Origin of the sequence: Hoyosella rhizosphaerae, assembly GCF_014643175.1 — a bacterium.
Lineage (GTDB): Bacteria > Actinomycetota > Actinomycetes > Mycobacteriales > Mycobacteriaceae > Lolliginicoccus > Lolliginicoccus rhizosphaerae.
Genome location: NZ_BMJH01000001.1, coordinates 754,501 through 780,977, shown reverse-complemented (window position 1 = coordinate 780,977; position 26,477 = coordinate 754,501). Strand labels below are relative to the sequence as shown.

Here is a 26,477-nt window from a genome sequence, read left to right as displayed (position 1 = left end):
ATTGAAATGATGGCACAATGGAGATGTGCATAATCAGACGGTGGTGGTAGAAATTCTCCTTGTGACCGAATGCCCCAACGCAGACGTTGCACGGTCGAATGTTGATGCGGCACTGGCGTTGCTCGAGCCAAAAATACCGGGCGGCACGATTGCCGTGCACACAACAATGGTGCGAAACCACGAAGAAGCACAAGAACGGGATTTCGTGGGATCACCCACGTTCCTGATCGACGGCGTTGATCCATTCGGGGCAGCAAATCAACAACCAGGACTGAGTTGCCGGATTTACCAATACGAAGGAAAGATCACTGCCGTGCCAACCCCCGCGATGCTTGCTGACGCTATCGCCGCACGTTTAGCACAATGACGCGGCTAGCATTAGAACGCAATCAGGTATGGGTCTACCTGGCGGCAATCATCATTGGACTCGGCGTCGGAAGTGCGTGGCCTGGCGTCGAATCCGCGTTTGAGGCGGCACTGTGGCCCGTGCTGATAGTCCTGCTATTCGCCACCTTCGTGCAGGTGCCGCTGTTGCACTTGCGTGACGCTTTCGCAGACTACCGATTCACCACAGCAGCAGTTATCGGAAACTTCGTTTTCATCCCCATGGTGGTGTGGGGGCTCGTTCAGTTCCTACCCGACGACAATGTGCTGCGGCTCGGGGTCCTCCTCGTGCTGCTGGTGCCCTGCACCGACTGGTTCATTTCCTTCACACAGCTCGGTGGTGGCGATACAGCGCGGGCCATCGCCATCACCCCGCTCAACCTCATCCTTCAACTAGCGCTGCTACCTGGTTACCTGTGGCTGTTCGCCGGTGCGGAGATAACCGGTGCTCTGCGCATAGGCGACCTCTGGCATGCGATAGCGATCGTGCTCGTACCACTGGGTGCGGCCATAGTCGCTGAGTATTGGATAGAAGCGAAACCTGCACGGTCGGTGGTTCGAGACCACTTGGCGTGGTGGCCGATTCCCGCTCTGGCCGTGGTGATGTTCCTCATCGCTGGTGCCCAGGTAGGTGCCGTCATCGATGCGATGAGTGTGCTTCCGGTGGTTGTGCCTGTCTTCATCGCGTTCTTGGTGTCTGCTGCACTGCTGGCCAAGGCGCTGGCGTGGGTGCTGCGGCTACCAACTCCCCAAGGCCGGACGCTCGCGTTCAGCCTGGGAACTCGCAACTCGTTTGTTGTGCTTCCTCTCGCGTTAGCACTGCCGTTCGGCTGGGAAATCACCGCGGTAGTCATCGTCGTACAGTCACTCGTTGAACTGTTCGGGATGGTGATTTACCTGTGGTGGATTCCGCGCAGACTATTTGCGGAACACGATGCTTAGCGGCACACCACGTTCGGCTGGGGATCGTAGCGAACGGTCCGTGTTGATCGCGAAATCTCCGCACCGGTGAGAGCACTACGAATCACCCGAGTATCACTGGTGGTAAAACCTTGCGCCCCCTCAGATGGCACACAGTTAGGGCCAGCGGGCAATGTCACTCGTTGCGGGCTGGTGTAAGCCCAGCGTCCCCCGTTGATGGACTGCACATTCACCGTTTTGGTTCCCCAAATGCGGACGGTGACATTGGATGCGGTGCCCCACGATTGAATGAGGACGCCGGTGTCGTACGGGTTGTGGAACTTCACGTCGATCGCGCCTTCCCACACTGTTGCTTCGCGTCCGGCGGGGTAGCGGGGGATGTAATACGAATGTTCTTGGTGTTCGACATCGTCCATTCCCGCGAAATAGGCGGCATTGAACAGAGTGGTAGCGAACTGACTCACGCCGCCCCCAATAGCTTCTGAAGGACGACCGTTGAGGATGATGCCAGACTTTACGTAGCCTTGGGCGGTTCCACGGCTGCCTGTCCACCCATTAAGTGAGAAGGTCGCTCCGGGTCTGACGATTGCACCATTGACCTGCTGTGCGGCTCGGCGAATGTTAATCCCTGATGCTTGCGCGAATCCGCCCGTCGTGAATTCGGCAACCACTTCCCGGATACCTAGCGCATTGGCGTCGGCTGTTCGAAACTCTGCGACGACCTCTTCATATTCCGCATCGACTGTGCGGTCATCCACCTGCAGCATCACCGAGTCGAAGTCTCGGAGCGTGTCATCCCACAAGATCTTGCTACCGGAGGTGTCTGCAACCACATATGGGCCAGAGTTTCCAATAAGTACCGTGGCGTTGGTCGGATTAAACTCCGTGGAAGATAGCTGTGGTGCAAGGATCTTCTCAGCAGCGTCGCGATCAAAAGAATGCCGAAGTTCGCCGTCCTCGATAGCGAACGACAGAACCTCGCCTATGCGATCACGCGGCAGTGTAGCGGTGGCGCTGCCGGTGCCCTTGACGACAAGTTCATTCGCGAGGGCGGGTTCAGCGATCGTTTCAAATGTTGTGCGGACGTCATCTTCGGTGAGTTCCACCGGAACAACATCGGTGCGTAACTCGATGACGCTTCCGTCGCCCCAGGTCCGCAAAATATGAGACCTGGCTGACTGCTCGAGCAATTGTTGACCTTGCCGGGGGAGTTCTACGACCGGCTCGGCACCGTCAAAGGCGATTCCGCCATGCTGAGGTTCGCGATTGACCTCAAACGCCAACCTTTCAACTGTTTCGTCGAGCTTTTCGACATCAACGGTGTATCGGTGCGGAATGTCCGTCTCACGGAAGAACGATGCGGCTCGCGTGAAAGGATTCAGGCTTTGTTGCGCCGCACGTGACGCCGTGCTGGAAAAGTCGAACTCCAATCCGGCATCGCGCGGTACGACTTCAGTTGTGACGTCCCCGGCTACGACCGTGATGGGAGTGGTGACGCGTTCGCCGACGGAAGCACGAAGCTTCTCCTCCGCCGCGGCTGGTGTTAACCCGCCAATATCGGTGCCTAAAACATGAGCGCCACGAACTGTGGAGTCTTTTGTGACGACAATATCTGTGATGTAGGCAGCGCCTGCGATAGCGACGATGGCGGCCCCTGCGATCACCAAAATGCGTGTCCGTGACCGGAGTTTAGGATCATCCGCTGTGGCCTCAACATCGTCGGCCTCAGACTGGTCTTGTGATTCGTCGGTCACGCATTCTCCGCTTCGTTATTGCTGGTAGACGAAATCTTAGCGAATCCGATGCCATGTTCACATGGTGTAGGTGACAAACGTCTCCATACATGTGCGGGCAAAGCACAACATTGTCGACGACCACCGCATACGCACTGATCATGGGTGGCGGTTAATAATGCGGCGTCGGGGGCTCGGCATTCGGACCGAGCAGATTGGCCAAGAGCCGTCTAACGTAAAAAGTGTGTCCCCAATAGTTTCCGGTGAAGCCGTTCATCTCGACTTGCGCGAAGCTACGTTCGCGAGTCGTGCTGTCGCGGTATTTATCGACATCATCGTGCAGTTGATGCTCCTCTTCACCCTAGTTGGGATACTTTTCGCAGCCGCACCCGACCTCGACGATGCCCTGTACAGCGCCATTGTGATCCTGGTGGTGGTGTTGACGATGATTGCTCTTCCGGTCGCTGTGGAGACATTAACGCGTGGTCGTAGCCTCGGAAAATTCGCGATGGGGTTGCGCGTAGTACGCGATGATGGCGGTCCAGTACGCTTTCGTCATTCCTTGATCCGCGGACTTGCAGGCTTCTTCCTCGACTTTTGGGTGCTGGGATTTTTCGGAGCAGTCGCCATGATCGTGTCGCTGCTGTCACCACGTCACAAACGCGTGGGCGACTACCTTGCAGGCACCGTCGTGGTTCGCGAGCGACTCACCCGCCCACCGGCCGGGTGGCAAGCGCAGGCACAGCGCCAAGAATGGACAAGAACCCTAGATTTATCACGGCTGACACCCGACCTTGTCCTCACAATTCGACAATTCTTGAGCCGGGCAAACGCTCTACGGCCAGAGGCACGGCATCGCATTGCACAGGGACTTGTGCAGCAACTCATTGGAATTGCTGGCATCGTGCCACCAGCCGATCACCCCCCGGAACTGGTGCTTGATTCGATATTGGCAGAGCGCCGCGCGCGTGAGGCAGCCCGCTTCAGTGGTGTCGCGCCGCCCACACATATTCCCGATACACCGAACACCGGCCCGCAGTCGCCGTTTGCCCCGCCCAAATAAAAACTACGTTTCCGATTGTTGATAGTGAAAAGGAGCGAGATGAGCCACGAACCGGACCAATGGCCACCTATCGGACCTGACCCATACGACACGGGTGGTCAACCCCACCAGATGCACCCACCGGGTCAATATCAGCCGATGCCACCGATGTCGCCGATTCAGCCGCACGGCTACGACGCTCCGAAACCGGGCGTGATTCCACTGCGACCACTTGGTGTGGGCGAAATCCTCGATGGCGCTGTGCGCACGATGACCAAATATGCGGCGACAATGTTCGGTTTGACGGCTATTCTCGTCACAATTGGGCAACTCATCTCGCTGATTGCCCAGGCTCCCACTGCTGGTACGGCGCTGGACCCGTTTGCCGACCCGTTTGTTGATCCACTCGACGACGCCGCGTTCATCGGGATGCTCGGCGGTCAATTTGTTGCTGGGCTGGCGGCAGGTCTCGTCACCATACTGCTGTACGCCATGCTCACCTTTGTGGTCAGCAGGGCTGTGCTAGGCCAGCCCGTGTCGTTCTCCGATGCCTGGGCAGGAGCCAAGCCGCACCTGTTGCGCATTATCGGGCTCTACATTCTGTCCATCATTGTGCTCATCGCAGCGATAGCGGCAATTGTAGGGTCATTCTTTATTCACCCCGCTGTCGGCGTTGTCGCGGTATTGACTGGACTCGTCGCAGGAGTATGGATCGCGGTGCTCGTCTCGGTTGCGGTACCCGCGATCGTGTTCGAACAAGCGACCCTTATCGGCGGTATCAAGAGGTCAATCGCACTGGTCCGCGGCACTTGGTGGCGAATTTTCGGAATCCTGCTCCTCGTTGGCGTCATCGTTTTGATTGTCACCATGATCGTCCAAATCCCGATCGGAATCGTCGCTGGCATCGTCGGTGTCGTCGTCGATAGTCCGTTCCTTATTCTGGTTATCGGGTCCATCGGAGGGATTCTCAGTTCGCTGATTGTCACGCCTTTCATGACGACGACGCTTGCGTTGCTGTACACGGACCTCCGTATGCGCAAGGAAGGCCTCGACATTGAGTTGACTCGCCGAGTAAGTGGGGGCGAGCAGCCACGAACAGAGCCTGGGCCGTCGCTGTAGTGTTGGCTGGCGTGACGTCCCTTCGCGTACCGGTGGAAATAGACCGCGACACGGCGGGTGCTGCTGCACGCGAGGAATTGTCGAGGCAGATCTACTTGGATGCCCAACCCTCGCTCACGCAGCAAGCAATGCAGTGGGCTATCGAACAGCTTGGGCGCATTCTCGATTCGTTCACAGAAGGAGTCACCACGCTTGCCCCCGGTGGGTGGGCAAGCGTGGTCATCCTGGTGGCGGTGCTCATTGCTGCGCTGGTAGCGATTCGTCTCCGGATGGGGCGGATAGCGCGGTCTCGGGCGGTGCAGACAACAACATCTGTCGTGGCAACACTGTCGGCGCGGCAGCATCGCCAACGCGCGGAAGCCGCCGCAAAAGCCGGCGACTTTTCCACTGCCATTTCGGAGCGATTTCGGGCGTTTGTCGCTGAGATTGAGGAGCGAACCGTCGTGGACACCACCACGGGCCGTACGGCGATCGAACTCGCGAGTCTTGCCGCAGGTTCATTGGACGTTGATGGTTCCGTCCTCGTCGACGCCGCCAGAGTGTTCGGTGACGTCTTTTATGGCCACCACGCTGCAGATTCTACGAAGTACGAGATCGTTGTTGCCGCTGATGAGTTGGCTCGTACAGGACGCATTATCGCGTCGAATCCCCAGGCAGAGCCGGTGGTTGCGCCGTCATGACACACCACAGCGACACCGTAGATGTCAGCCGCGCATGGCGTGCGGCGCGCACCCCGGTCCTCATTGTCGTGGCCGTCGTCATGCTCGCCGTGATTACCGTGTTGGTTCGCGGAGATCAAGCCGCGACGGCACTGGATCCACAGTCCCCGGCACCGAGCGGGACCCGTGCGCTCACGACGTTGTTGCAGGACGAAGGCGTCACCACTCACAAGGCCGAAGTTTTTGCGGACGCACTGCAGTCCGGCGCAGGCGGCACGGTTGTCATTGCTGGACCAGCGCGGATACCCGCAGGCAACCTCACCGAACTCGCCTCAGCCGCAGCGACAGTAGTGTTAATCCAACCTCCAGAACACGTTCTGGCCCGTTTTGGCGTGGAGGTTTCCCACGACGTAATAGCGCGCGCAGCAACGCGTCAGCCCGACTGCGAATCGCCCGCAGCAACAGCAGCGGGGCCCGTCACACTGGGCGGACCGGTGTACGTATCGGACGATCCGATTGAGTCCTGCTACGAAGGAAACTTGCTAGTTTTCGAGCACGACGACACACAAATAGTTGTTTTTGGCTCGTCCGATCCGTTAGTCAATGACAATGTGGGCGACGAAGGCAACGCCGCATTGAGCATGTGGCTGCTCGGACAGCATGACAACCTGACGTGGTATTTCCCCAGCTGGAATGACCCAGCTTTCGGTGACGAAGGCAGCACCATTATCGAACTGGTGCCTGCGGGCTGGCGGTTCGGCGCTATTCAACTGGTGATCGCCGCGATCCTGATTGCTGTGTGGCGAGCCCGCAGACTAGGGCCACTGGTTACTGAACCCCTGCCCGTCATTGTTCGCGGTGCTGAAACCACTGAAGGTCGAGCACGGTTATATCAGCGCTCTGGTGATACCAACCATGCCGCCGCAACATTGCGGGCCGCCGCGTCTCGACGAATACGTCACAAACTGCACCTACCGTCAGCCGCAGATATCGACGTCATTGTCACAGAAGCAGCACGGCTTACGGGCCTACGCGTGGATGCCATTCGGACATTGCTTGATGGCCAACCACTCACAGATGACGGCGCCCTGATCACGCTAGCCCGTGAGCTTGACGACCTTGAATGCGCTATTGACGACGCCACCACGACAAGGAGCAACGAAATCAATGAGCACTGACGCAGACAATGCCCGCGCGGCACTGGTAGCCCTCCGCACAGAACTAGCGAAGGCAGTCGTCGGTCAGGACGCCGCCGTGAGTGGACTCCTGGTGGCGCTGCTCTGCCGTGGGCACGTCCTGATCGAAGGTGTTCCCGGTGTGGCGAAGACACTGCTGGTGCGCACGCTCGCCGCTGCGCTTGACCTCGAAACCGCGCGCGTGCAGTTCACACCAGACTTGATGCCAGGCGACGTCACCGGATCGTTGGTTTATGACGCGAAAAAGGCAGAGTTCTCGTTCCGCGAGGGGCCCATCTTCACCAACCTTTTGCTGGCAGACGAGATCAACCGAACCCCACCCAAAACTCAATCCTCGTTGCTTGAGGCAATGGAGGAACGCCAAGTGTCGGTCGATGGGCAAGCGCAAATGCTGCCCAATCCGTTTATGGTGATCGCGACGCAAAACCCCGTGGAGTACGAAGGCACATACCCGCTTCCGGAAGCCCAACTGGACAGGTTCTTGCTGAAGCTGACCATGCCGCTGCCCAGCAGGGATGACGAAGTCGCTATTGTCAGCCGACACATGGCCGGGTTCGACCCGCGTGACCTCGACGGAGCCGGAGTGCGCCGGGTGGCAAGTGTTGACGACTTGCACGCGGCGCGTAAGTCAGTTGCGCAAGTGCAAATCAGTGAAGAGATCGTCACCTACGCTGTCGACCTATGTCGGGCGACCCGCGAGTCACCGGCCGTGCAGCTCGGAGTCTCGCCACGCGGCGCCACGGCGCTGATGCATGCAGCCCGTGCGTGGTCGTGGCTCACCGGTCGCGACTACGTCACACCCGATGATGTCAAAGCGATTGCCCGCCCAGCACTGCGGCACCGAATCGAGTTGCGTCCCGAAGCTGAATTGGAAGGCGCAACCGCCGACGGTGTTGTCGACCATGTCCTCAACACGGTGCCGGTACCACGGTAGGGATCACCAATGACGTTAACCGGGCGTATTGGACTACTCGCCACTGCTGCGGCACTCATCGTGGGGGTGTTCGCGCCATCATGGTGGGGAATCGCCGCCGTCTGTGCTGTCCTGATCGCCCTGGTGTGGGTCGATGTTGTTCGTGCGGGCTCCGTGCGGGACGTCGCGATAGTGCGCGAAGGCAGCGAGTCAGTCCGTCTTGGCGCCACAGCGACAGTTACCCTGACGGTGACCAATACTGGTAAGCGCACCGTCCGCGGGGTGATGCGCGACGCGTGGGTACCGAGCGCAGGTGCGCACCAAACGCGGTTTCCATTGCATCTAAAACCTGGTCAACGGCAAAAAGTTACGCTTTCGCTGACCCCGACGCGGCGCGGCGACAGGGGAGCGGTCCGCACCACAATCCGGTCGGTAGGCCCCCTCGGTATGGCTGCGCGCCAGGGCCATCACCTTGTTCCGTGGACGATCCGCGCTCTACCGCCATTTAGTAGTCGCAAGCATTTGCCCTCCCGGTTGGCGCGGTTGCGTGAACTCGACGGGCGGCAGGCCATCTTGCAGCGCGGCGAAGGAACGGAGTTCGACTCGTTGCGGGAATACGTCGCTGGTGACGACGTACGGTCCATCGATTGGCGAGCCACTGCCCGTGCGAGCGACGTCATGGTGCGCACCTGGCGACCAGAACGCGACCGGCGCATCATCATCGTGTTGGACACCGGACGCACCTCGGCTGGCAGGGTAGGTGATGCACCACGACTCGATGCGGGAATGGATGCGGCACTGTTGCTCGCTGTGCTGGCGTCACGTGCTGGGGACCGAGTGGACTTTGTGGCCTACGACCGGACTACTCGCGCCTCGGTGGCAGGCGTTGGGGCAACGCAACTTTTGCCGACCCTTGTTAACGCAATGGCTCCACTTTCGCCGGTTCTTGCTGAATCCGACACCAGGGGGATGGTCTCTGAAGTTCTCCGGCGCGCTAAACAACGAGCGCTCGTCGTGGTAATAACCCCACTCGAACCGGCTGCTATTGAGGCGGGCCTCATCCCCGCATTGCCAGCGTTGACTGCACGCCACCGGGTCATCGTGGCGTCCGTGGCTGACCCCACCATTGCTGAACTCGCGCGGGGCAGGGGCGACCGGAACGCTGTCTACGCCGCTGCCGCCGCCGAACGAACTATCGCCGACCGCACCCGCGTAGCTGCAGTCCTCACCAAAGCAGGTGTGACGGTCGTCGACCACACCCCAGAAGAACTCCCACCGGCACTTGCCGATACATACATCGATCTCAAGGCCGCCGGGAAGCTGTAGTTACGCCGCTGTTGGTGCGGCATCGCCAGCGAGCGCGGCATCAATGTCACCGAGATTTCCCAGCGCTACCGCGCGTCGACCAAGGACGAATACGTAGGCCAGGAATGCCACTTCAGCGGCAACACCGATACCTACGCGAACTGCGGTACCAAACCCACTCGGCGTGACAAAACCCTCAATGATCCCGGAGATGAACAGCACCAGCGCCAACCCCAGAGCCATACCTGCGACCGTGCGTCCCTCCTGTTCGAGGGCTTTTGTTCGGCTTCGCGGGCCAGGATCAATAAGCGACCAACCGAGCCGCATTCCGGCCCCAGCGGCAATGAACACTGCCGTCAATTCCAACAGGCCGTGCGGGGTAATCAAGCCAAAAAAGATGTCGAGTCGCCCGGCATCGGCCATAAGTCCTGCCGAGACACCAACATTGAGTGCGTTAATAATCAGGATGTAAACCACGGGCAGAATCAGCACGCCCACGACGAGTGATGCTGCCGCAATGTAGGCATTGTTTGTCCACACCTGCGCAGCAAACGACGCCGCAGGTTCTGACGAGTAATAGGTCTCGAAGTCCCCACCCGGGCGGGTAAGTTCCTCAATCGCTTCGGGTGTCGCCAACGCGGACTGCACAGTCGGATTCTGCGCTACCCACGCCGCCACGATGCCTGAGAAGAGGAGAAACAGAACAGAGACGGGGATCCACCAGTTTCGGGACCTGTACACCGCCGCAGGGAACGTCTCGACAAAAAAATCCGTCACCACACGCCACCCTGGTGCTGATGTCCCAGCGGTCGCGGCACGCGCCTGCGCCACCAGCATCGTCAACCGGTCAACCACAGTGGGATCAGGGGCGGATGAGCGCACCACCGAAAGATGCGTTGCTGTGCGCTGATACAACTCAACTAGTTCATCGGCTTCTGCGCCGCTGAGTTTCCCCGCGCGGCGCGTCAACTGGCGTAGGCGTTGCCAGTCGCGTTCATGCTGCGCCACAAACAAGTCGATGTCCACGGTGAAGACGGCCCTCCCCTTCAGTCATCCTCTCCGTCGAGGAGCGCTTTGAGTGACCCCAGTGTGCCACTGTCAGCGTTTTCGTGCAGTGCCGCACGCGTCGATGACCTGCTCAGTTCCGACAATGTCCACCCTAGCGGGGACCTCAATGTGGGCCGGGTATCGGGAGCGATGGTGACCATGTTGGCGCCAAGGAAACCAACGACGTGCTCAACAGCGGCGTCGCACTGCGCAATACCGGTGGGGCACGTTACGCCGTAGGAATAAGCAGCCCTATTCATCCACGTAGTGGTGGTGTTCTGCACTGTGCCCGCTCCCTGAAGCAACACCAGCGGGGCGAGGACCTCTGACGTCGGCCGACTGTCGAGCGTGGTGAATTCAGCGACCGGGGAATCGTCTAAATGCACAACGATCGGAATGATGAGCGTGTTCGGTACCTCGTTGTCAGCAGCGTTTGCGAGAACAGCAATGTTGTGTTGCAGAACACGCGACGCGAGCGGAGGGGCGATCTCGACCAGCGTGGCGATCCCTGACGGATCAGAATAGCCGCCGTCGCCAAGTTGGAAGGTTTCGCCAGAGCACGTGTCATTGTGGGGTCCCCGGAATTGCGCAGTGGGTGTGATCCACGGAAAGCGAGCCGACACCAGCGCCGCGCTTGCCCACGACTGGTCCGGCATGCATGTGCCCAACCGTGTGGCAAGGTCGATCATGCTGGGAGCGGACTGTGCTAGCGCCCCGTGCTCACTGTCGGTCAGACCTGCGGGACCGCACGAGGCCGGCACCATTCCGCCTATGTTCGGTGCGGGTAACTCCACCTGGCTGAGTACAGCTCGGCACCCAGTTCGGGCGTCGGTCGCGTTGAAAATAAGAGCACCACCGGGGCCCATCACATGACCAGTATTGGATGTACCCGACAGCGCAGGTTCTTGCGTGGACCATGTTTCAGACATCAGCGCTGCCCGATCCCGCCATGTTGAGTTGTCTCCAATCAACGGAACCCTGATACCAGTCGCCCCGGCCACGAAATCACGGGACGCGAGGCCTCCCAACGCAACCGCCAGGGCGTCAGACCGAGAGATAGTGCTCGTGAGAGCCAACGGATCATCCGACGAAGCGCCACCGTGGGTGTGGGTAAGGGCAAGTCCCACTGATCCGCCGCTCACCCCGCTCGACAACAGCACCGCAGAGCTTCCACACCCGTGATCACCGAACGCGCTGATGACACCAGCTGACCACTCCGCAGCCCGAATACCGCCGCCGCTAGCGGCCACTAGCAGCATTGGTCGCACCGACACAGTGCCACCGTCAGGGATGGGGACGATGCGATCGCAGTCAGATGAGGTCTCGAGCCATTGATCCCAAAGCTGAGACAGCGTTAGCGGCTCGTCCACAGCCCGCGCCGCATCGCTCGACACCCGATGCAAATCGGAGGTGGTTGTGGAATACGCCGTCATCACCAAGGCGATCACAACGATGGTGAGGAACGGCGTTTCCCTCAACCGCAGAGCAGTGAAAACAGGCAGGGGTGCGTGACGTTGAAAATGCACGGTCAGGAAGCTGATGAGCAACACCCACGAACCTAGTGTCACGATCGTCGTACCAATAACACCGAGCAGCGGCGGAACATCCAGCGGCAGGAGTGCAGCCAAAGCCAGCAGGGCAATGGGCACACCAACAATGAACGCCAGCAACCAACCGGGGGCGGGTGAGTGACACCGCGGATCGAGTAGCCGCGTTACCGCCACGCCAGTAGGCGGTTCGCCGGTGACAACCGCGCGCCGAATAAGCGCTGCGCAGATCAATGGTGTGCAGAGCGCCAGCGCCCATGCGATGCACAATCCGACGATGAACGGCAGTGCGCCGGTACCGGGGATGAGTCCGCTTAACAACAAAGCGACAGGGGCAGTGAGTGACCGAATTAAGCCGAGCCAAGCGATGAGCAGAAGTGCTACCGCGAGAACATCACCTGCAATCCAGATGTCGTAGGCGTCTCGTTGACTGACAGCCGCCTTCTGACCAACGCTACGGGGCGATGACCGCCGGACGGCCACCGACAGCGCTACGACAACAAGAGGAACAGTGACGACAATGGCCACCGTTGCCCACTCCACAAAATCACTGCCTAAAGTGATCTGAACCACCGCAGCAAGCACTAGGAGCGCCGCCGGAAAAACTAGCCACGGGCGGTAAGTCGAAGCACGCGTCGAGTAAGGCTGTACTGCTAGTTCGGAGCGGAAACGGCCGTGCGTGAAGAGAACAAACGCAACAAAAATTGTCCCGATCGTCGCGGCGCTCGCATGGCCGAGACCTGCCCACGACTCAAACCATTGCCGCTGCACATCAGGTAGTTGATCCAGAATGTCCCGCGCAGGAACCAAACCCAAACCACCGAGGAGGAGAACCAGCACCGCAGATAGCCGCTGCACCCACAGCGCGCGAGCTGCCCGTAGAACCCATTGTTGGGTCAAGCGCACAACCCCAGGAGTAAGAACCACCGCCGTGCTCAGCGCGACGATGCTCAGCCACTTCGCAGTCGCGATCAGTTCACCGGACCCCATCAGCACAGGAGATGCCGAGCCCCCGCCTAGCAGTAGTGCATGTACCCCGACAATGAGGGTTTCTAGAACCTTGACCGCCACGAATGTGAGGGCGGCCCGACGGACAGGCCGCGAGATGACAGGTAAAAGGTTCCACAGCGCACCCACAACGATGCCTGCCACAGTGAGGCCCGCCATAGTATGGGCGAGAATCCACCACTGCACTGCACGGCCATAACCAGACTCACTCCATACCAACCAAGCTCGTTGATCGTGCCATGGAGTGGGGACAAGAACAGAACTGAAGTCAGCGGTTCGCCCTAGCCCATGCGCAGTCTCGATAAGGCGATTCAATTCACCCATCGTGATGACGAGGCCGAGCAGAGTGGCGCTAACAACAAGTGCAACGACCGGGAGTGGCGGCGCAGTTCTCGTTGTCACCATGTGATTAGAGCATGGCATCCGCGTCCACCTAGGTGTAACGCTCTTGACCGCAGGACCGATGAACTCACCAGGACATGGTTGCGTGATCGCTGCGCAGAGGGGTGTGCAGCATTTTTTGCAATTGTGCTGGGGAGTTCTACACCCGCAGTCCAAGGACGGGCTGCAGTCCCGTAGTGAGAGCGCTCCGCGCCACTGTTTGGTGCGATCCCGATTGAGCGCTGTCACTGCGGGCGGTGGCTATCAAATGCCGCAGCTATTAACCACTAGCGATATCAACCACTAGCGATATCAACGACGATGAGCGAATAGTTGTCTCGCGTTCCCCGGTTTACCGCCGTCTCAGCGAGGAATCGCGCGCAATCGGCGCCCCCCAAATCCTCGCACGCAGCATTCATCGTTCGATCATCAATGACCCCGTGGATCCCGTCGCTGCACACCACGACCCGCATAGGTTCTAGATTGAACTCAGTGATGTGGGGGACGGGCGGTTCATCACGGCGGCCCAGGCACTGAGTGATCATATGGGTCGGCTTCCCAAACGAATCACGCACGACATCGTCCTCTGATACTTGCTCCAGAGGACGACCTTCTGCGCAGGTGTAAACCCTGCTATCGCCGATATTGAATGCGATGACGGAATCAGCACTGATGCCGATCCCCGCGATTGTGGTGGCCATCCCCGCGAGGTTTGCGTTGTCAGCGACGACACTGATGCGATCATTTATCGCCTGAAGGCACGCGGCAACATTCTCATGTGATACCCACTGTTCCTTCGTGGACACCATTTCCATCAAAGCAATGCGACTCGCGACATCGCCAGCGAGTTGCCCACCGACACCGTCTGCAACCGCTAAAACTGTTGGATGTTCAATGGCGATGCGCATGCTTGTCAGCGCGCCATGATCCGATTGGTTAAACCAGCCGTCTACGGCGAGAGCATCTTGGTTGCGTTCCCGGTACAGGCCACGATCAGTTACGGCATGGGCGGTCAAAGTGAATGCCACTTGAACAAGCGTAGTGGTGAGCGGCGGACTTCACCGCTAGTTGGGGTGATTGTGCATGTTTGGAGGTGTCACGACGACGAAGTGGGCCGATCGGTTACCTCGCCAATCTCTCCAATTTCGCCGATGAGGCGTTCCACGACGTCCTCAAGCATGGCAACACCAATGATGTCCCCACTGGTTCCGCTGACGAGCGCAACGTGGACGCCACCAGCTTGCATGCCTTCCAGTGCGTCGTCGAGCAACGTGTTGGCCGTAAACCGGGGAAGTGGCCGCATGACGCGTGCAGGTAGGGGATCGTCTGCGTTGAGTTCACTCGACAAAAGGTCCTTAACGTGAACGTACCCAGCTAGGTCTCCATGAGCGTCGGCGAGAGGAAAACGTGAATATCCGGTGCGGACACATTCCTGCTGGGCCTGGCTGATTGTCGCGTTCATGGACAAGACCGCTAGCTCTGAACGCGGCACCGTGATGGTTTCAATCGTTTCGCGACTCATCGTGAGCGCACCCGTGAGAAGTTGATGTTCTTCGTGGTCAATCAGACCTTCTGCCATCGACTCACTGACAAATCCAGCTACCTCGTCCGCTGTGAATGCCGTCGCCACTTTCTCTCTGGGCGTGACCCGCAAGATGCGGAGCACAGTGTTGGCCAGGAAGTTAATGAGCAGCAACAGCGGCTTCATGATCTGAACTAGAACGTACAAGATTGGACCAAGAATCATCGCTGTGCGTTCGGGACCGGCGATCGCCAGGTTCTTCGGCACCATTTCGCCAATTGTCATGTGTAGGGACAACACAATCGTCAACGCGATGACTACGGCAATGGGATGGAGGAAAGCGGACGGCACACCGATAGCTTCGAGAGGGATTTCGAGCGCGTAGGCCACCGCCGGTTCTGCGACGGCACCCAACCCGAGCGAACACATGGTGATGCCCAACTGCGCCCCAGCCATCATCAACGACACGTTGTCTAGCGCCCGCAAGGTAATTCGCGCAACGCGACTTCCTGCTTCGGCTCGTGGCTCAATCTGTGTTCGACGTGTCGATACCAGAGCGAACTCGGCGCCGACGAAGAACGCGTTGCCGAACAACAGGGCGATGCCGATAAGCATCCCGGTTATGTTGATCATCGCTGTGTGTCCTCACTCTGCGACGAAGACTTGACGTCTTTTGGAGTGAGCGACAGGCGAACACGCGCCACCCTGTGTCCGTCGATTTGTGTCACTGTCAACTTCACGTCGGCGTCAGTAGCGATGCCGTCGCTGTCAAGGACTTGTGTGTTGCGCCCTGTCATTACCACGACATCTCCAGATACGGCGAGCCGTCCGAGTTGCTCGACGATGACGCCACCGATGGTGTCGGAATGCTCACCTTCGGGAAGGTCAATCCCTGTGATGTCGCCGATTTCGTCAGGCCTGAGCTGGCCCGGTAGCGTCCACGTTCCGTCGGCAAGTTGCCGTGCCCGTGCTGAAGGACGGTCCTGCTCGTCATCAATCTCGCCAACAATTTCTTCAACTAAGTCTTCGATGGTGACGATGCCGTCGGTGCCGCCGTATTCATCGACAACAACAGCGAGGTGGGTACCGCCACGCAGGGCAGCCAACACGTCGTCGATTGGCAATGAACTTGGCACCACCGGTACCTCGCCCATGATGTCGCGGACTGTTTTTGTTTCGCGGTCGTCCGCTGGGACTGCTAGGGCATCCTTAAAGTGCACTACACCGATTACATCGTCTACGGACGTGCCTTCGACGGGGAAACGGGCATGTCCCGTCTTTGCCACCAGCTCCAGGACCTCACTGACGGTGGTGTCGGTGCTGACAAACTTCACGCGAGGTCGAGGCGTCATCACGTCGGCCGCCGTCTGATCAGCAAACTCAGCAGCCTGCGTGAGCCGGTCTGCGACATCTTGTTCAAGTAGGCCTTCGGACGCTGACCGCGACGCAAGCGAACCGAGCTCCTGCGCGCTTCGTGCTGACGCGAGCTCTTCACGCGGCTCAACTCCGAGCGCACGCACGATAGCGTTGGAGGCGCCGTTCAGGACCACGATCAGAGGACGTGTGGCTGCGGTAAAGGCGCGCTGTGGCCCCGCGACAGCCAGCGACACTCGCAGGGGTTCCGAGATCGCCCAGTTCTTCGGCACCAATTCGCCGAACACCATCTGTGTCACAGTGGCAAGCAGAAGCGCTGCACCGAGGGCGATCGCAAGAGTGGTCGCTTCGGGCAGTCCAGCTAAGTCAAGGGGTCCGCGCAAAATGCGCGCCAGTGAGGGTTCGGCGATAAAGCCAATAACCAGGCTCGTCACCGTAATGCCCAACTGTGCACCTGATAGCTGCGTTGAGAGCGATTTCAGTGCCTTATGAACTGAAGCAGCGCGTTTGTCACCTTGCTCTGCCGCCTGCGCGATTGTCGGGCGATCCACAGTCACCAATGCAAACTCAGAGGCAACGAACAGCGCGTTTGCGGCAATCAGCACAATCACAAGGCCAAGGAGTAACCAGGCATCTAGCATGAATTCACCCGTGCAATGTGACTACATAAATCGCTACCGTCCATAAGTGTTAAATGTATCGGATCACAGCCTCTGTACGCGCAGTTAGGTGGGGGATTCGTCAGCGACATCACAGCCTTGACATCACACCTGTTCGTGCTGGACCTCGATGAGGATCAGGTGGCGACACTGTCCAAACCGGAACGCTGAAATTCTGGCGATTTGTGTCAGGATGACCGATGGCGGCGTGCACGGCTACAAAGGGGAGTTTCGCTTCATGACAGCAGTACTTGATGACCGTGCACGAGCAAGCATGCGCTTTGGTGTCATCGCCGCAATTCTCGTCGCCGTTGCCGCTGCATTTGTGGGTGCTGGACGCATCGGGGAGCGTTCGATTGCCGATGCTGGCGACGGTGTACTCGGGGAAACCGGCACGTTGGTGGCACCTGCGTCCGCGGCGTTCGGTATTTGGACAGTGATTTACATTGGACTGATCGCCTACGCCGTCTGGCAAGCGCTGCCAGGCCAAAAGCGATCCTACCGGCAGAAGCAACTCCGGCCGTTGGCGGCCGCATCGATGATCCTGAACGGTGCTTGGCTGGTCAGCGCAGTCATGGATCAGCTGCTCGTCAGTGTCTTTATCATGCTGATGTTGCTCACAACCCTCATCGCCATCATGGGCAGGCTGTTAGACACGTGCCCCGAAAGCCGAGCGGAACGCGTCATTGTCGACGGAACATTCGGGCTCTACCTCGGCTGGGTCGCTCTGGCGACTTTCGCAAACATCACCGCTTGGCTTGTTTCCATCGGAATTGATGCTGAGGGCACCACGTGGGGTGCCACTTTCTGGTCCGTTATTGCTCTGAGCCTGGTTACCGTAGTCGGTGTTGCTCTCGCGTGGATCACGGGCGGCAGGACAGCACCCGCCATCGCGCTCGTGTGGGGGTTGGGCTGGATTGCCTACGCCCGATTCTCTGGTGAACTCGTGAATGCGACGACTGCATCGACCGCATTGGCGGCTGCAGTGACAATTGGAGTTATCACCGTACTGGTTCGGTTGCCAACCGGGCCCAGGTTGTCGTAGCTGCCTGAGTCCCGCTCACGTGAGTTCTGCGCGGCAGAGTTTTACACTGAAGTAGACGATCATGGAGGTGCGAGATGGGCAAAAAGTTTGACCCGTCCCCAGAGACTCTGCACGGTCACGAATTGGCGGAAGCAATTCTGCATGAACACCCAGAGTTCGCAGATGTCCACATTCTGGAGGTTGACGAAACTGTCCCGCCGCGCCCTGAAGAGGACATAGCGGACGGCAAATGACGTGCCAGTTTTCCGGTTAGCGCCGCGCTATTGCCGCTAGTCGTACGACTCCCTTTAACATATCGGTGTGCCCTAAGTCGCAATTCGTGTCAGGCTGTGATCTAGTTGTGACGCCTAGATCACAGTTGAACGCTGTCGCTGTGAGTACTGACGGGGTGAGTTTTGCCTAGGTGCACCATTTCGAGGGGGAGCTTTATCGATGCGCGTCCAAACGCGGAGCATTGCCGCTGTATTGGCTGGGGTTATTGTCGCTGGCGCAGCAATACTTCATGGATTGACTAGTCCTGGTCTAGCCACCGCACAGTTAGGTGACAGCACACCGGCATATGCAATCCCGGACCCTGACGCCTTCTATAGACCTCCTGCCGACCTTGCTCAATTGCAGCCTGGCGACGTTGTGCGGGTGCGCTCTGTCGACACGCGTGTCTACGCAGACTCCATGGGGTGGCAGCTCGCGTTTAGGTCGACAAACTCTCAAGGCGATCCCATTCTCGGCGTTACCACGGTGTTGGTTCCCCGTGGTGTGACGAAACCTCCAGTGCTGTCGTATCAAGCGATTGTTAATGCGTTGGGGTCGCAGTGTGCCCCCTCTCGCGGATTGTTCAACCTTGAGCAGGTTGAGGCTCCGGGGCTGTTGATCCCGTTGCAGCGCGGTTGGGCAGTGAACGTGCCTGATCATCTTGGTCCCACAAATGCTTATGGCGCCGCACGGTTGGGTGGGATGGTGACGCTCGACAGCGTGCGAGCAGTGAAAAATGCGACCGAACTCGGCCTCGTGTCGAGCCCAGTAGCTCTAGCTGGATATTCCGGCGGGGGAATGGCGAGTGGATGGGCAGCTGCGCTCCAACCGACCTACGCTCCCGAACTTGACATCGTTGGTGTAGTGCAAGGCGGCGTTCCAGCGGACTTGGAACAAATGGCAGATCTAATCGGCAACGAACCGCACCCCGGCTTCGGTTTGGGCTTTGCTGCCGCCATCGGTTTAGAGCGTGAATACCCTGATCGCTTCAGGATGTCGCAGCAACTCAATGAGCGGGGGCTGTCGTTGCGAAACTTCCTCAGCAACGAGTGCCGCCGGTCCATTCTGTTCCACGGTGTCTTTCATAACGCAGGCGTGCTGACCCGTTCGAATGGGTGGCTCAACAACGGGGATGCGCGAGATGTGCTGCGGGAGAACAGTCTGCGCCACTTTGAGGGTGTTCCCGAGGTGTCGGTGTACATGTGGCATGGACGGCTCGACCCATTGACTCCGTATGACGGCATCGAAGAAATCGCGCAGAAGTACTGTTCCGCAGGGGTGCAGTTGACGTTTGTCACCTACGATATTGCAGAGCACCTAATCCCGGCAGCGGCGGGCTTTGGCGATGCCTATGAGTACCTCGCTGCACGTTTTCGCGGTGAACCCGCACCTTCGACGTGCTAATCGTCGTGGCTTTACTTTAAGGATTGTGTATGAGCACCACCTTTCTTGCTGTTCATCCAGTACCGGGCGAAGGCCCTGAGGATGTCGTTATCGCGGCGGACGGATCGGTTTTCGCGGGGTTGGTTGATGGTCAGATAATCCGCCGCAGTCCGGATGGTGAATTCTCGACGATCGCTGAATTGCCAGGGCGGCCACTGGGTATCGAATTGTTCGGTGATGGCGAGCTGGTGGTGTGTGCGTCAGATGCAGGTTTGCTTGCCGTGGATATTGCGACCGGGAATGTGCGGACGCTGGTATCGGAGGTGGCTGGTATCCCGCTGCGAACCTGCAACAACGCCGCAGTGGCGTCGGATGGGTCAATTTACTTCAGTGACTCCTCGACAGAGTTTGTCATCCCGCAGTGGCGCGCCGAAATGATCGCGCAGACCGGAACAGGGCGACTGCTCAAGCGTTCACCGGACGGCGCAGTTGACGTCATCGCGGAGGGGCTGCAATTCGCGAACGGAGTTGCGCTAGCGCCTGACGAATCCTTTGTGGTGGTTGCAGAATCGTCAACGAGGCAAATCCAGCGAGTGTGGTTGACGGGGCCAAAAACTGGCACGGCGGAAGTGTGGATTGATGACCTTCCTGGGTATCCGGACAATTGTTCAACAGGTACGGACGGGTTGATTTGGGTCGCGCTTGCAAACCCAACCAACCGCGCGTTGTCGCTCGTGCAGTATTTGCCAAACGCGGCTCGACGCTTGGTGTCGAAGGTTCCCGAGAAGGTATTGCCGAAGCCGAAGTCCGGCGTTGGTTTTCTCGGCATCAACGCTGATGGCACCGTGGCGCATGAGGAATATGGCCGTGTGGAGGGGTTCGAGCTCCTCACTAGCGTTCGTGAGCGCAATGGCGATTTGTGGTTTGGTTCGTTGTCGAGTTCAGCGATCGCCCACATGCACCTGTAGTAGTCGGGGCGTATGCCGTTACCGCTCGCTTGGTGGCTCTGTAAAATCACCTGCGAGGTAACGGTATTCGGTGAGAATTTCGACCAGCTGCCGGGCTTTTTGTGTGGGTAGCCCGATGTTGCCGAACACCTCAGAGTTGAGCTGCTTTGTGGCGACTGTGGCCTTTTCCCGGCCGTCCTCGGTGATGCGGATGAGCGTCGTGCGGCGATCGTCGGGGTGGGCTACTCGGTGGACAAGGCCTGCACGTTCAAGCCGGTCGACCGCGTTCGTAATGCTGGTGGGGTGAACTTGAAGTCGCGCGCTTGCTTTGCTCATCGGCATTTCGCCGCGCTTGGTGAAGCTCAGAAGCATGAGCACTTCGTAGCGCGAGAAAGTGAGGCCGTGCGGCTTTAATGCATCTTCGACCTTGCTGATCATGATTTGGTGAGCTCGCATGATTGAGGTGACGGCCGCCATTCCGTCTGCGGCGGCGTCCCACCCATGCTCGGTCCAGTGGTGCTGTGCCCGCGCGATGGGGTCAAAGGGGAGTGCGTGGTTGGTGCTCACCGACTCATCTTGTCACTTATTTTAGAAGTGTTGGTTCACGGACGTGACAGGAAACACTTGGACGTCCTACTATTGGACTACCACGTTTTGTGCAACTGATTGAGAAGGTAGCTACCAATGCCCGTTCGCGACCTCACCCACTTCATCGCCGGCAAACCCTCCGCATCGACCTCTGGTCGGTACAGCGACGTATTCAACCCCAACACTGGCGAGGTTCAGGCACGAGTGCCGCTAGCGAGCTCGGCCGAAGTAGACGCAGCAGTAGCGGATGCCGTGCAAGCGCAGCGCTCATGGGCCACATGGAATCCACAACGACGCGCGCGCATCCTCACCAAGTTTCTCCACCTCGTCGAACAAGAACGAGAATCACTGGCACAACTACTCTCCGCAGAGCACGGCAAAACCGTCGCCGATGCCCACGGGGACATCCAACGCGGACTCGAGGTCGTCGAGTTCGCCTGCGGCATTCCACACCTCCTCAAGGGCGAATACACCGTCGGTGCTGGCGAAGGAATCGACGTTTACTCCATGCGCCAACCGCTCGGTGTGGTTGCCGGAATCACACCGTTTAACTTCCCCGCCATGATCCCCCTATGGAAAGCAGCGCCCGCCATTGCGTGCGGGAACGCGTTCATCCTCAAACCATCAGAACGTGACCCGTCGGTACCGCTACGTCTAGCCGAACTATTCCTCGAAGCAGGACTTCCACCCGGCATCTTCAACGTCGTCAACGGCGATAAAGAAGCAGTGGACGCCCTCCTGCATCACCCGGATATTTCTGCAGTCGGGTTCGTTGGCTCAACACCGATCGCCCAATACATTTACTCCACAGCCACCGCAAATGGTAAGCGCGCTCAGTGCTTCGGTGGCGCGAAAAATCACGCGATCGTCATGCCGGATGCGGACCTCGACCAGGTTGCCGACGCACTCGTTGGCGCGGGATACGGGTCAGCGGGTGAACGATGCATGGCGATCTCCGTAGCAGTACCGGTTGGTGAAGCCACCGCTGATGCGCTAGTAGCGAAGCTGACCGAACGAGTCCGCAACCTCACAGTCGGAACATCAGACGACGAGGACGCAGACTTTGGGCCACTCGTGTGCTCAGACGCGCTCGACAGGGTCAACAGCTACATCGACATCGCCATCGCCGATGGAGCAGACGTCGTCGTCGACGGCCGTGCATTCACGCTCCCCGGACATGAAAAAGGATTCTTCACCGGACCCACACTGCTCGACAACGTCCCCACCACATCGCGTGCGTACATCGAGGAAATTTTCGGACCCGTCCTTACCGTGGTCCGCGCCGACACATATGACGAAGCGCTGCGACTCCCGAGCGAGCACGAGTACGGCAATGGTGTCGCCATCTTCACCCGCGACGGTGACACGGCACGGGACTTCACCACCCGAGTCAACGTAGGAATGGTTGGCGTAAACGTACCAATCCCAGTACCCGTCGCCTACCACACCTTCGGCGGATGGAAGGCGTCAAACTTCGGTGACCTGAACCAACACGGCCCCGATTCCATCCGCTTCTACACCAAAACCAAAACAGTGACCCAGCGGTGGCCATCCGGCATCAAAGAAAACGAAGGCCACTTCATCATTCCCACCATGAAGTGATCAGACATGTTCACGTTAACCGCAGATGATCAGGCGATTCTCGACACCGTGCAACAGTTCGCCCACGAGGAAATCGAACCGTACGCACTGGACTGGGACCAGCGTAAACACTTCCCCGTAGACGTACTTCGCCGCGCCGCAACCCTCGGCATGGGAGCAATCTGCGTCCGCGAAGACGTCGGCGGCTCTGGTCTCACTCGTCTCGACTCCGTCCGCATCTTCGAACATCTTGCGCACGGATGCCCCACCATCGCCGCCTACGTGTCAATCCACAACATGGTTGCCTCGATGATCGACACATACGGAACCGAAGCGCAGCGGCGCGATTGGCTGCCCCCACTGGCGACGATGGACAGCTTAGCGAGCTACTGCCTCACAGAACCCAACAGCGGGTCCGATGCGGCAGCGCTGACGACATCGGCCCGCCGCGATGGGGACGAACTCGTCATCAATGGAGTGAAACAGTTCATTTCCGGCGCCGGGGTGAGCTCAACATACGTAGTCATGGCCCGGACTGGGGGCGCGGGTCCGCATGGTATTTCCGCCGTCCTCGTACCAGGCTCAGCAGCGGGCCTAAGCTTCGGAGCGAACGAAACCAAGATGGGGTGGAACGCGATGCCCACCCGGCAAGTCATGTTCGACAATGTCCGTGTCCCCGCTACCAATATCCTCGGTGGCGAAAACAATGGGTTTCGCATCGCAATGAATGGACTCAACGGTGGGCGGCTCAACATCGCCGCATGTTCGCTTGGCGGTGCGCAGGCAGCACTCGACAAAGCAGTTCACTATGTAAATGAGCGATCCGCTTTTGGCCAAAAACTGTCCCAACGGGAAACAGTCCAGTCGACAATCGCCGGTATGCGCATTGACCTCGAAGCATCACGCAGCATCCTATGGCGCGCCGCGGAGGCACTCGACGATGACTCGAAAGACAAGATCGCCTTGTGCGCGATGGCGAAAAGCTTCGTCACAGAAGCTGGATTCCGCGTCGCCGATGAGGCTTTGCAACTCCACGGCGGATACGGGTACCTCGCCGACTACGGAATCGAGAAGATCGTTCGCGACCTAAGGGTTCACAAGATCCTCGAAGGCACCAACGAGATTATGCGCATGGTCGTCGCACGATCCACCCTCAACGTCACCTGACCGCACAGTACTGAAGAGAGAGCAGTCGTCATGCCAACAATCGCATTTATTGGACTTGGACACATGGGTGGCCCCATGGCCCACAACCTCGTCACGGCTGGGTACCCAGTTCAGGGTTACGACGTAGTACCCGCAGCACTGGCGCTCGCCGCGGAAAACGGCATCACGACAGTGGGTTCGCTCGACAAAGCCGTGGCAGACGCAACTGTCGTCATCACCATGCTGCCCAGCGGCGCCCACGTGCACCAGGTGTATGACACAGTGCTCGCCACAGCAACACCCAATACTCTCTTCCTCGACTGCTCCACCATTGATGTTGATGATGCACGCACAGCGCACGACAAGGCCGTCAAAGCAGGGCACCGATTTGTCGACGCACCAGTATCGGGTGGGGTAGCAGGTGCCACAGCCGGGACGTTGACGATGATGGTCGGCGGATCGGCAGACGACGTCAACCAGGTACGCCCACTACTCGACATCATGGGCCGCAACATAGTGCACTGCGGTGCCGCAGGTGCGGGCCAGGCCGCCAAGATCTGCAACAACATGATCCTTGGTATTTCTATGATCGCGGTCAGTGAAGCATTCGTACTGGGGGAGAAGCTCGGTCTTACTCACGACACCGTCTTCAAGGTCGCTTCGCAAGCTTCCGGCCAATGCTGGGCGCTGACGTCGTATTGCCCGGTTCCAGGCCCAGTGCCCACATCGCCAGCAAACAATGACTACCAGCCTGGGTTCGCTGTGGAACTCATGGATAAAGACCTCGGCCTCGCCGCCAACGCGCTCGCCAAAAGTGGCGTCACGGGCGAACTCGGGCAGCACGCCTCACAGATTTACCACCGTGTTGCCAAAGAAGGCGGACACGGTCTTGACTTCTCCGCCATCATCAACGACATCCGGCGCCGGTCAGAACAGCCAGCGGACTAGCTGGCTTCCTCGACATCCGATTGGCTGAGAACCTCACCAATCGCATTGAGTGCCTGAACGCGCACAAAACCAAACCGGCGGTCAAGTGTCGCCTCAGTTTCGAAACCCGTCCTCGGCACAGTTTCGATGACCTCCAAGTCATCGCGGTCATCGCCAGCAAGGATGCGCCACCTGGTCACACCAGTGGAACCGTTCCAACTCATATTCAGTCGGGTAGTAGTCGTGTTGCTGCGTGCGTTGAGAGCAGGACGAGCGAAGGGCGTTCCTGCCCACTGCGCGAGGATCGCACGATCCGTCGCCATCGAGGCCGGGAACACTGCGTGCCGCACAATGCCGCCGTCACGGGTGAACTCAGTGATGCTGGCGTGAGAACCCCACGCCACAACACTATTCCCATTTTCTAGCACCTGGTGACTACCTGCGGTGCTACCTGAAAATCCGAGAGGGTGAGGAAACTCAGCCTCCACCGTGACAGCTCGTTCCACCTCGTCGATACCCAGGATCAGCCCACGGGAGGGCGGTAGCGGCACATCCTCATCGTCGCTTTCAGTGTCTGTGTCTGTGTCTGTGTCACTGTCACGGTCACTGTCACGGCGGTCCACCGGTGGGATACCGCTATCCAACAAACTTATGCGCCCCTCATTGCGCCACCGAACGTCGTTCTGGTAGCTAAACCGCGCGTCATCATCGCCGGTGAAGTCGCTCAGTTTCCCGCCGAGACGCCACACGATAGTGCCCGTTTCACGATCTACCTTGTAGACAGTGCTGGTATTGCGCGCAGAAATTAAAACACTGCCGTCTGTGCCTTCGCTGACGGAGGTGCCATGGAAGTAATCCCAGGGAACTTCATCATCCTGAGGTTTCTCGACGGTTGATTCCGATGGATCAACATGATCAAGGGCATTCCACTCGAAAAGCACCTCACCCGTGTCGAGGGCGACCTCCTGGACGATCGTCGTACGAATGTCGCCCTCGTCGAGGCGAACGACCGGGTGGGCGATAAGCAGCGCGGAATTACGCGCGGTTAACACCAAATCTTGGAAGCTCGCACGGAGATCATTGGCCGCATTAACCGTGCGCAATTCGCCCATGTCCGACCCAACGATGACAAACTCGCCCTCACCGGTCTGTTCGTCCACGACACTGCCACGCCAGTAGGTGATCACCTGCTGATCACCCAAGTTCTGTACCGCCACATTGCGCAGTTCGATATCGTCCCAGGCCGGGAGGAACCAGCTCGTCTCCCCACCGTTAGTTACCATCAAAATGCCTGCATCCGGGCGCGCCGCCAACGGCTCCGCATCCCGCGCTGCTGAGTCCTCGGCCGCAGCGTCCTCGATTAAAGCGTCCCATTCATCAGCATCGGAACTCGATCGGAAATGAGGCGCAAACAGCAACATGCCAGTTGTTGCTGACTCAAGTTTGAACATGTCCTTAACCACCGGCGGACGCAAGTGGGGCGCAGAGATAAACGTCTCGGCTCCGAGATCGAGTGTGGCGGGGAATGTCGGAGGCACCTCAGGTTTGATGCACCCACCAGCGAGCAACACAGTGGCACCCACTGCAACGAGACGTAACCTTGCACGCCAGCACCCCGGCCACTGCACCGATCCCACCACCCCTGTATCAGCGATTGCGACGCCCGCACTCAGTCTGACGTGGACACAAATACAATGACGCCACGCTACGGCATTCCGCGGTCGTCAGCACAGTGACATACCAGCGGACGCCTAAAGTGTGCTGGATCACGCGCACAGGGTCGCCGACGAACTGCGAC

The 26,477-nt window shown here is 58.9% G+C and carries 23 protein-coding genes; 15 read left to right on the top strand and 8 right to left on the bottom strand.

Annotated features, from left to right (window positions below; translation table 11 throughout):
• The first annotated feature begins 25 nt into the window (after nucleotides 1-25).
• Together IEW73_RS03620 and IEW73_RS03615 are read left to right on the top strand one after the other, a co-directional pair.
• Entirely contained in the window at nucleotides 26-367 is a 342-nt protein-coding gene (locus IEW73_RS03620) for a hypothetical protein (RefSeq protein WP_188670760.1), read from the top strand.
• Nucleotides 364-1,326 (top strand): arsenic resistance protein, encoded by a 963-nt coding sequence (locus IEW73_RS03615; protein WP_188670758.1) that lies wholly within the window; start codon nucleotides 364-366, stop codon nucleotides 1,324-1,326. The genes IEW73_RS03620 and IEW73_RS03615 overlap by 4 nt, the downstream gene beginning before the upstream one ends.
• On the opposite strand, the gene IEW73_RS03610 is transcribed toward IEW73_RS03615, so the two are convergent.
• Nucleotides 1,323-3,059: a VanW family protein gene (locus tag IEW73_RS03610; RefSeq protein ID WP_188670756.1), complete on the bottom strand. Its 1,737-nt coding sequence runs from the start codon at nucleotides 3,057-3,059 to the stop codon at nucleotides 1,323-1,325. The genes IEW73_RS03615 and IEW73_RS03610 overlap by 4 nt on opposite strands.
• Before the next feature lie 223 nt (nucleotides 3,060-3,282).
• Between IEW73_RS03610 and IEW73_RS03605 the strand changes: the two genes are divergently transcribed.
• From IEW73_RS03605 to IEW73_RS03580, 6 genes are read left to right on the top strand one after another with little or no spacing between them, the layout of a single operon-like run.
• Complete coding sequence (locus IEW73_RS03605; protein ID WP_188670754.1) at nucleotides 3,283-4,101, top strand: RDD family protein; 819 nt, start codon at nucleotides 3,283-3,285, stop codon at nucleotides 4,099-4,101.
• Between the two features lie 39 nt (nucleotides 4,102-4,140).
• Nucleotides 4,141-5,199: a DUF7847 domain-containing protein gene (locus tag IEW73_RS03600; RefSeq protein WP_188670751.1), complete on the top strand. Its 1,059-nt coding sequence runs from the start codon at nucleotides 4,141-4,143 to the stop codon at nucleotides 5,197-5,199.
• A gap of 11 nt (nucleotides 5,200-5,210) precedes the next feature.
• Complete coding sequence (locus IEW73_RS03595; protein WP_188670749.1) at nucleotides 5,211-5,879, top strand: DUF4129 domain-containing protein; 669 nt, start codon at nucleotides 5,211-5,213, stop codon at nucleotides 5,877-5,879.
• A complete protein-coding gene (locus IEW73_RS03590) occupies nucleotides 5,876-7,036 on the top strand; it encodes a DUF4350 domain-containing protein (RefSeq protein WP_188670747.1) in 1,161 nt (386 codons plus the stop codon). The genes IEW73_RS03595 and IEW73_RS03590 overlap by 4 nt, the downstream gene beginning before the upstream one ends.
• Nucleotides 7,026-7,988, top strand: a complete 963-nt coding sequence (locus IEW73_RS03585) for an AAA family ATPase (protein ID WP_188670744.1) — start codon at nucleotides 7,026-7,028, stop codon at nucleotides 7,986-7,988. Before IEW73_RS03590 ends, IEW73_RS03585 begins: the two co-directional genes overlap by 11 nt.
• Nucleotides 7,989-7,997: 9 nt before the next feature.
• Nucleotides 7,998-9,293 (top strand): DUF58 domain-containing protein, encoded by a 1,296-nt coding sequence (locus IEW73_RS03580; RefSeq protein WP_188670742.1) that lies wholly within the window; start codon nucleotides 7,998-8,000, stop codon nucleotides 9,291-9,293.
• Here IEW73_RS03580 and IEW73_RS03575 read toward each other — a convergent pair whose 3' ends face one another.
• The 5 genes from IEW73_RS03575 to IEW73_RS03555 all read right to left on the bottom strand — a co-directional run bounded on the left by IEW73_RS03575 (nucleotide 9,294) and on the right by IEW73_RS03555 (nucleotide 16,792).
• Nucleotides 9,294-10,298, bottom strand: a complete 1,005-nt coding sequence (locus IEW73_RS03575; protein ID WP_188670740.1) for a stage II sporulation protein M — start codon at nucleotides 10,296-10,298, stop codon at nucleotides 9,294-9,296. It lies immediately after the preceding gene.
• Between the two features lie 20 nt (nucleotides 10,299-10,318).
• Nucleotides 10,319-13,279 carry a hypothetical protein gene (locus tag IEW73_RS03570; RefSeq protein WP_188670739.1) on the bottom strand — a complete coding sequence of 987 codons (2,961 nt, stop codon included), beginning with the start codon at nucleotides 13,277-13,279 and terminating at the stop codon, nucleotides 10,319-10,321.
• A gap of 272 nt (nucleotides 13,280-13,551) precedes the next feature.
• Nucleotides 13,552-14,283, bottom strand: coding sequence for a PP2C family protein-serine/threonine phosphatase (locus IEW73_RS03565; RefSeq protein WP_188670737.1), 732 nt, complete (start codon nucleotides 14,281-14,283; stop codon nucleotides 13,552-13,554).
• A gap of 68 nt (nucleotides 14,284-14,351) precedes the next feature.
• Entirely contained in the window at nucleotides 14,352-15,410 is a 1,059-nt protein-coding gene (locus tag IEW73_RS03560; protein WP_188670735.1) for a hemolysin family protein, read from the bottom strand.
• On the bottom strand, nucleotides 15,407-16,792 hold the full coding sequence (locus IEW73_RS03555) for a hemolysin family protein (RefSeq protein WP_188670733.1): 1,386 nt from the start codon (nucleotides 16,790-16,792) through the stop codon (nucleotides 15,407-15,409). Before IEW73_RS03555 ends, IEW73_RS03560 begins: the two co-directional genes overlap by 4 nt.
• 256 nt (nucleotides 16,793-17,048) lie before the next feature.
• Here IEW73_RS03555 and IEW73_RS03550 point away from each other — a divergent pair, with 256 nt between their 5' ends.
• From IEW73_RS03550 to IEW73_RS03535, 4 genes are all read left to right on the top strand, one after another.
• Entirely contained in the window at nucleotides 17,049-17,855 is an 807-nt protein-coding gene (locus tag IEW73_RS03550; protein WP_188670731.1) for a TspO/MBR family protein, read from the top strand.
• A gap of 74 nt (nucleotides 17,856-17,929) precedes the next feature.
• Nucleotides 17,930-18,088 (top strand): hypothetical protein, encoded by a 159-nt coding sequence (locus tag IEW73_RS03545; protein ID WP_188673170.1) that lies wholly within the window; start codon nucleotides 17,930-17,932, stop codon nucleotides 18,086-18,088.
• A 199-nt stretch (nucleotides 18,089-18,287) separates the two neighbouring features.
• On the top strand, nucleotides 18,288-19,511 hold the full coding sequence (locus tag IEW73_RS03540; RefSeq protein WP_188670729.1) for a lipase family protein: 1,224 nt from the start codon (nucleotides 18,288-18,290) through the stop codon (nucleotides 19,509-19,511).
• 29 nt (nucleotides 19,512-19,540) lie between these two features.
• Entirely contained in the window at nucleotides 19,541-20,458 is a 918-nt protein-coding gene (locus IEW73_RS03535; RefSeq protein WP_188670727.1) for an SMP-30/gluconolactonase/LRE family protein, read from the top strand.
• A gap of 18 nt (nucleotides 20,459-20,476) precedes the next feature.
• Here the strand turns inward: IEW73_RS03535 and IEW73_RS03530 are convergent, their stop codons facing one another.
• Nucleotides 20,477-21,004, bottom strand: a complete 528-nt coding sequence (locus tag IEW73_RS03530) for a MarR family winged helix-turn-helix transcriptional regulator (RefSeq protein ID WP_229675715.1) — start codon at nucleotides 21,002-21,004, stop codon at nucleotides 20,477-20,479.
• Nucleotides 21,005-21,121: 117 nt separating this feature from the next.
• On the opposite strand from IEW73_RS03530, the gene IEW73_RS03525 reads away from it, so the two are divergent.
• The 3 genes from IEW73_RS03525 to mmsB are packed head-to-tail and all read left to right on the top strand — an operon-like array spanning nucleotide 21,122 to nucleotide 24,700.
• A complete protein-coding gene (locus IEW73_RS03525) occupies nucleotides 21,122-22,627 on the top strand; it encodes a CoA-acylating methylmalonate-semialdehyde dehydrogenase (RefSeq protein WP_188670725.1) in 1,506 nt (501 codons plus the stop codon).
• A 6-nt stretch (nucleotides 22,628-22,633) separates the two neighbouring features.
• Nucleotides 22,634-23,773 carry an acyl-CoA dehydrogenase family protein gene (locus tag IEW73_RS03520; protein ID WP_188670723.1) on the top strand — a complete coding sequence of 380 codons (1,140 nt, stop codon included), beginning with the start codon at nucleotides 22,634-22,636 and terminating at the stop codon, nucleotides 23,771-23,773.
• Between the two features lie 30 nt (nucleotides 23,774-23,803).
• Complete coding sequence (gene mmsB / locus IEW73_RS03515) at nucleotides 23,804-24,700, top strand: 3-hydroxyisobutyrate dehydrogenase (RefSeq protein ID WP_188670721.1); 897 nt, start codon at nucleotides 23,804-23,806, stop codon at nucleotides 24,698-24,700.
• Here the strand turns inward: mmsB and IEW73_RS03510 are convergent.
• Nucleotides 24,697-26,262 (bottom strand): arylsulfotransferase family protein, encoded by a 1,566-nt coding sequence (locus IEW73_RS03510; protein WP_188670719.1) that lies wholly within the window; start codon nucleotides 26,260-26,262, stop codon nucleotides 24,697-24,699. The two genes, mmsB and IEW73_RS03510, sit on opposite strands and share 4 nt — an antisense overlap.
• Nucleotides 26,263-26,477: the final 215 nt, after the last annotated feature.

Excerpts from the sequence above, each read along its gene's own strand:
- IEW73_RS03615 (WP_188670758.1), top strand. The coding sequence starts at position 364 with ATGACGCGGCTAGCATTAGAACGCAATCAGGTATGGGTCTACCTGGCG.
- IEW73_RS03600 (WP_188670751.1), top strand. The coding sequence starts at position 4,141 with ATGAGCCACGAACCGGACCAATGGCCACCTATCGGACCTGACCCATAC.
- IEW73_RS03590 (WP_188670747.1), top strand. The coding sequence starts at position 5,876 with ATGACACACCACAGCGACACCGTAGATGTCAGCCGCGCATGGCGTGCG.
- IEW73_RS03585 (WP_188670744.1), top strand. The coding sequence starts at position 7,026 with ATGAGCACTGACGCAGACAATGCCCGCGCGGCACTGGTAGCCCTCCGC.
- IEW73_RS03580 (WP_188670742.1), top strand. The coding sequence starts at position 7,998 with ATGACGTTAACCGGGCGTATTGGACTACTCGCCACTGCTGCGGCACTC.
- IEW73_RS03570 (WP_188670739.1), bottom strand. The coding sequence starts at position 13,279 with ATGGTGACAACGAGAACTGCGCCGCCACTCCCGGTCGTTGCACTTGTT.
- IEW73_RS03560 (WP_188670735.1), bottom strand. The coding sequence starts at position 15,410 with ATGATCAACATAACCGGGATGCTTATCGGCATCGCCCTGTTGTTCGGC.
- IEW73_RS03555 (WP_188670733.1), bottom strand. The coding sequence starts at position 16,792 with ATGCTAGATGCCTGGTTACTCCTTGGCCTTGTGATTGTGCTGATTGCC.
- IEW73_RS03550 (WP_188670731.1), top strand. The coding sequence starts at position 17,049 with ATGACAGCAGTACTTGATGACCGTGCACGAGCAAGCATGCGCTTTGGT.
- IEW73_RS03545 (WP_188673170.1), top strand. The coding sequence starts at position 17,930 with ATGGGCAAAAAGTTTGACCCGTCCCCAGAGACTCTGCACGGTCACGAA.
- IEW73_RS03540 (WP_188670729.1), top strand. The coding sequence starts at position 18,288 with ATGCGCGTCCAAACGCGGAGCATTGCCGCTGTATTGGCTGGGGTTATT.
- IEW73_RS03535 (WP_188670727.1), top strand. The coding sequence starts at position 19,541 with ATGAGCACCACCTTTCTTGCTGTTCATCCAGTACCGGGCGAAGGCCCT.
- IEW73_RS03525 (WP_188670725.1), top strand. The coding sequence starts at position 21,122 with ATGCCCGTTCGCGACCTCACCCACTTCATCGCCGGCAAACCCTCCGCA.
- IEW73_RS03520 (WP_188670723.1), top strand. The coding sequence starts at position 22,634 with ATGTTCACGTTAACCGCAGATGATCAGGCGATTCTCGACACCGTGCAA.
- mmsB (WP_188670721.1), top strand. The coding sequence starts at position 23,804 with ATGCCAACAATCGCATTTATTGGACTTGGACACATGGGTGGCCCCATG.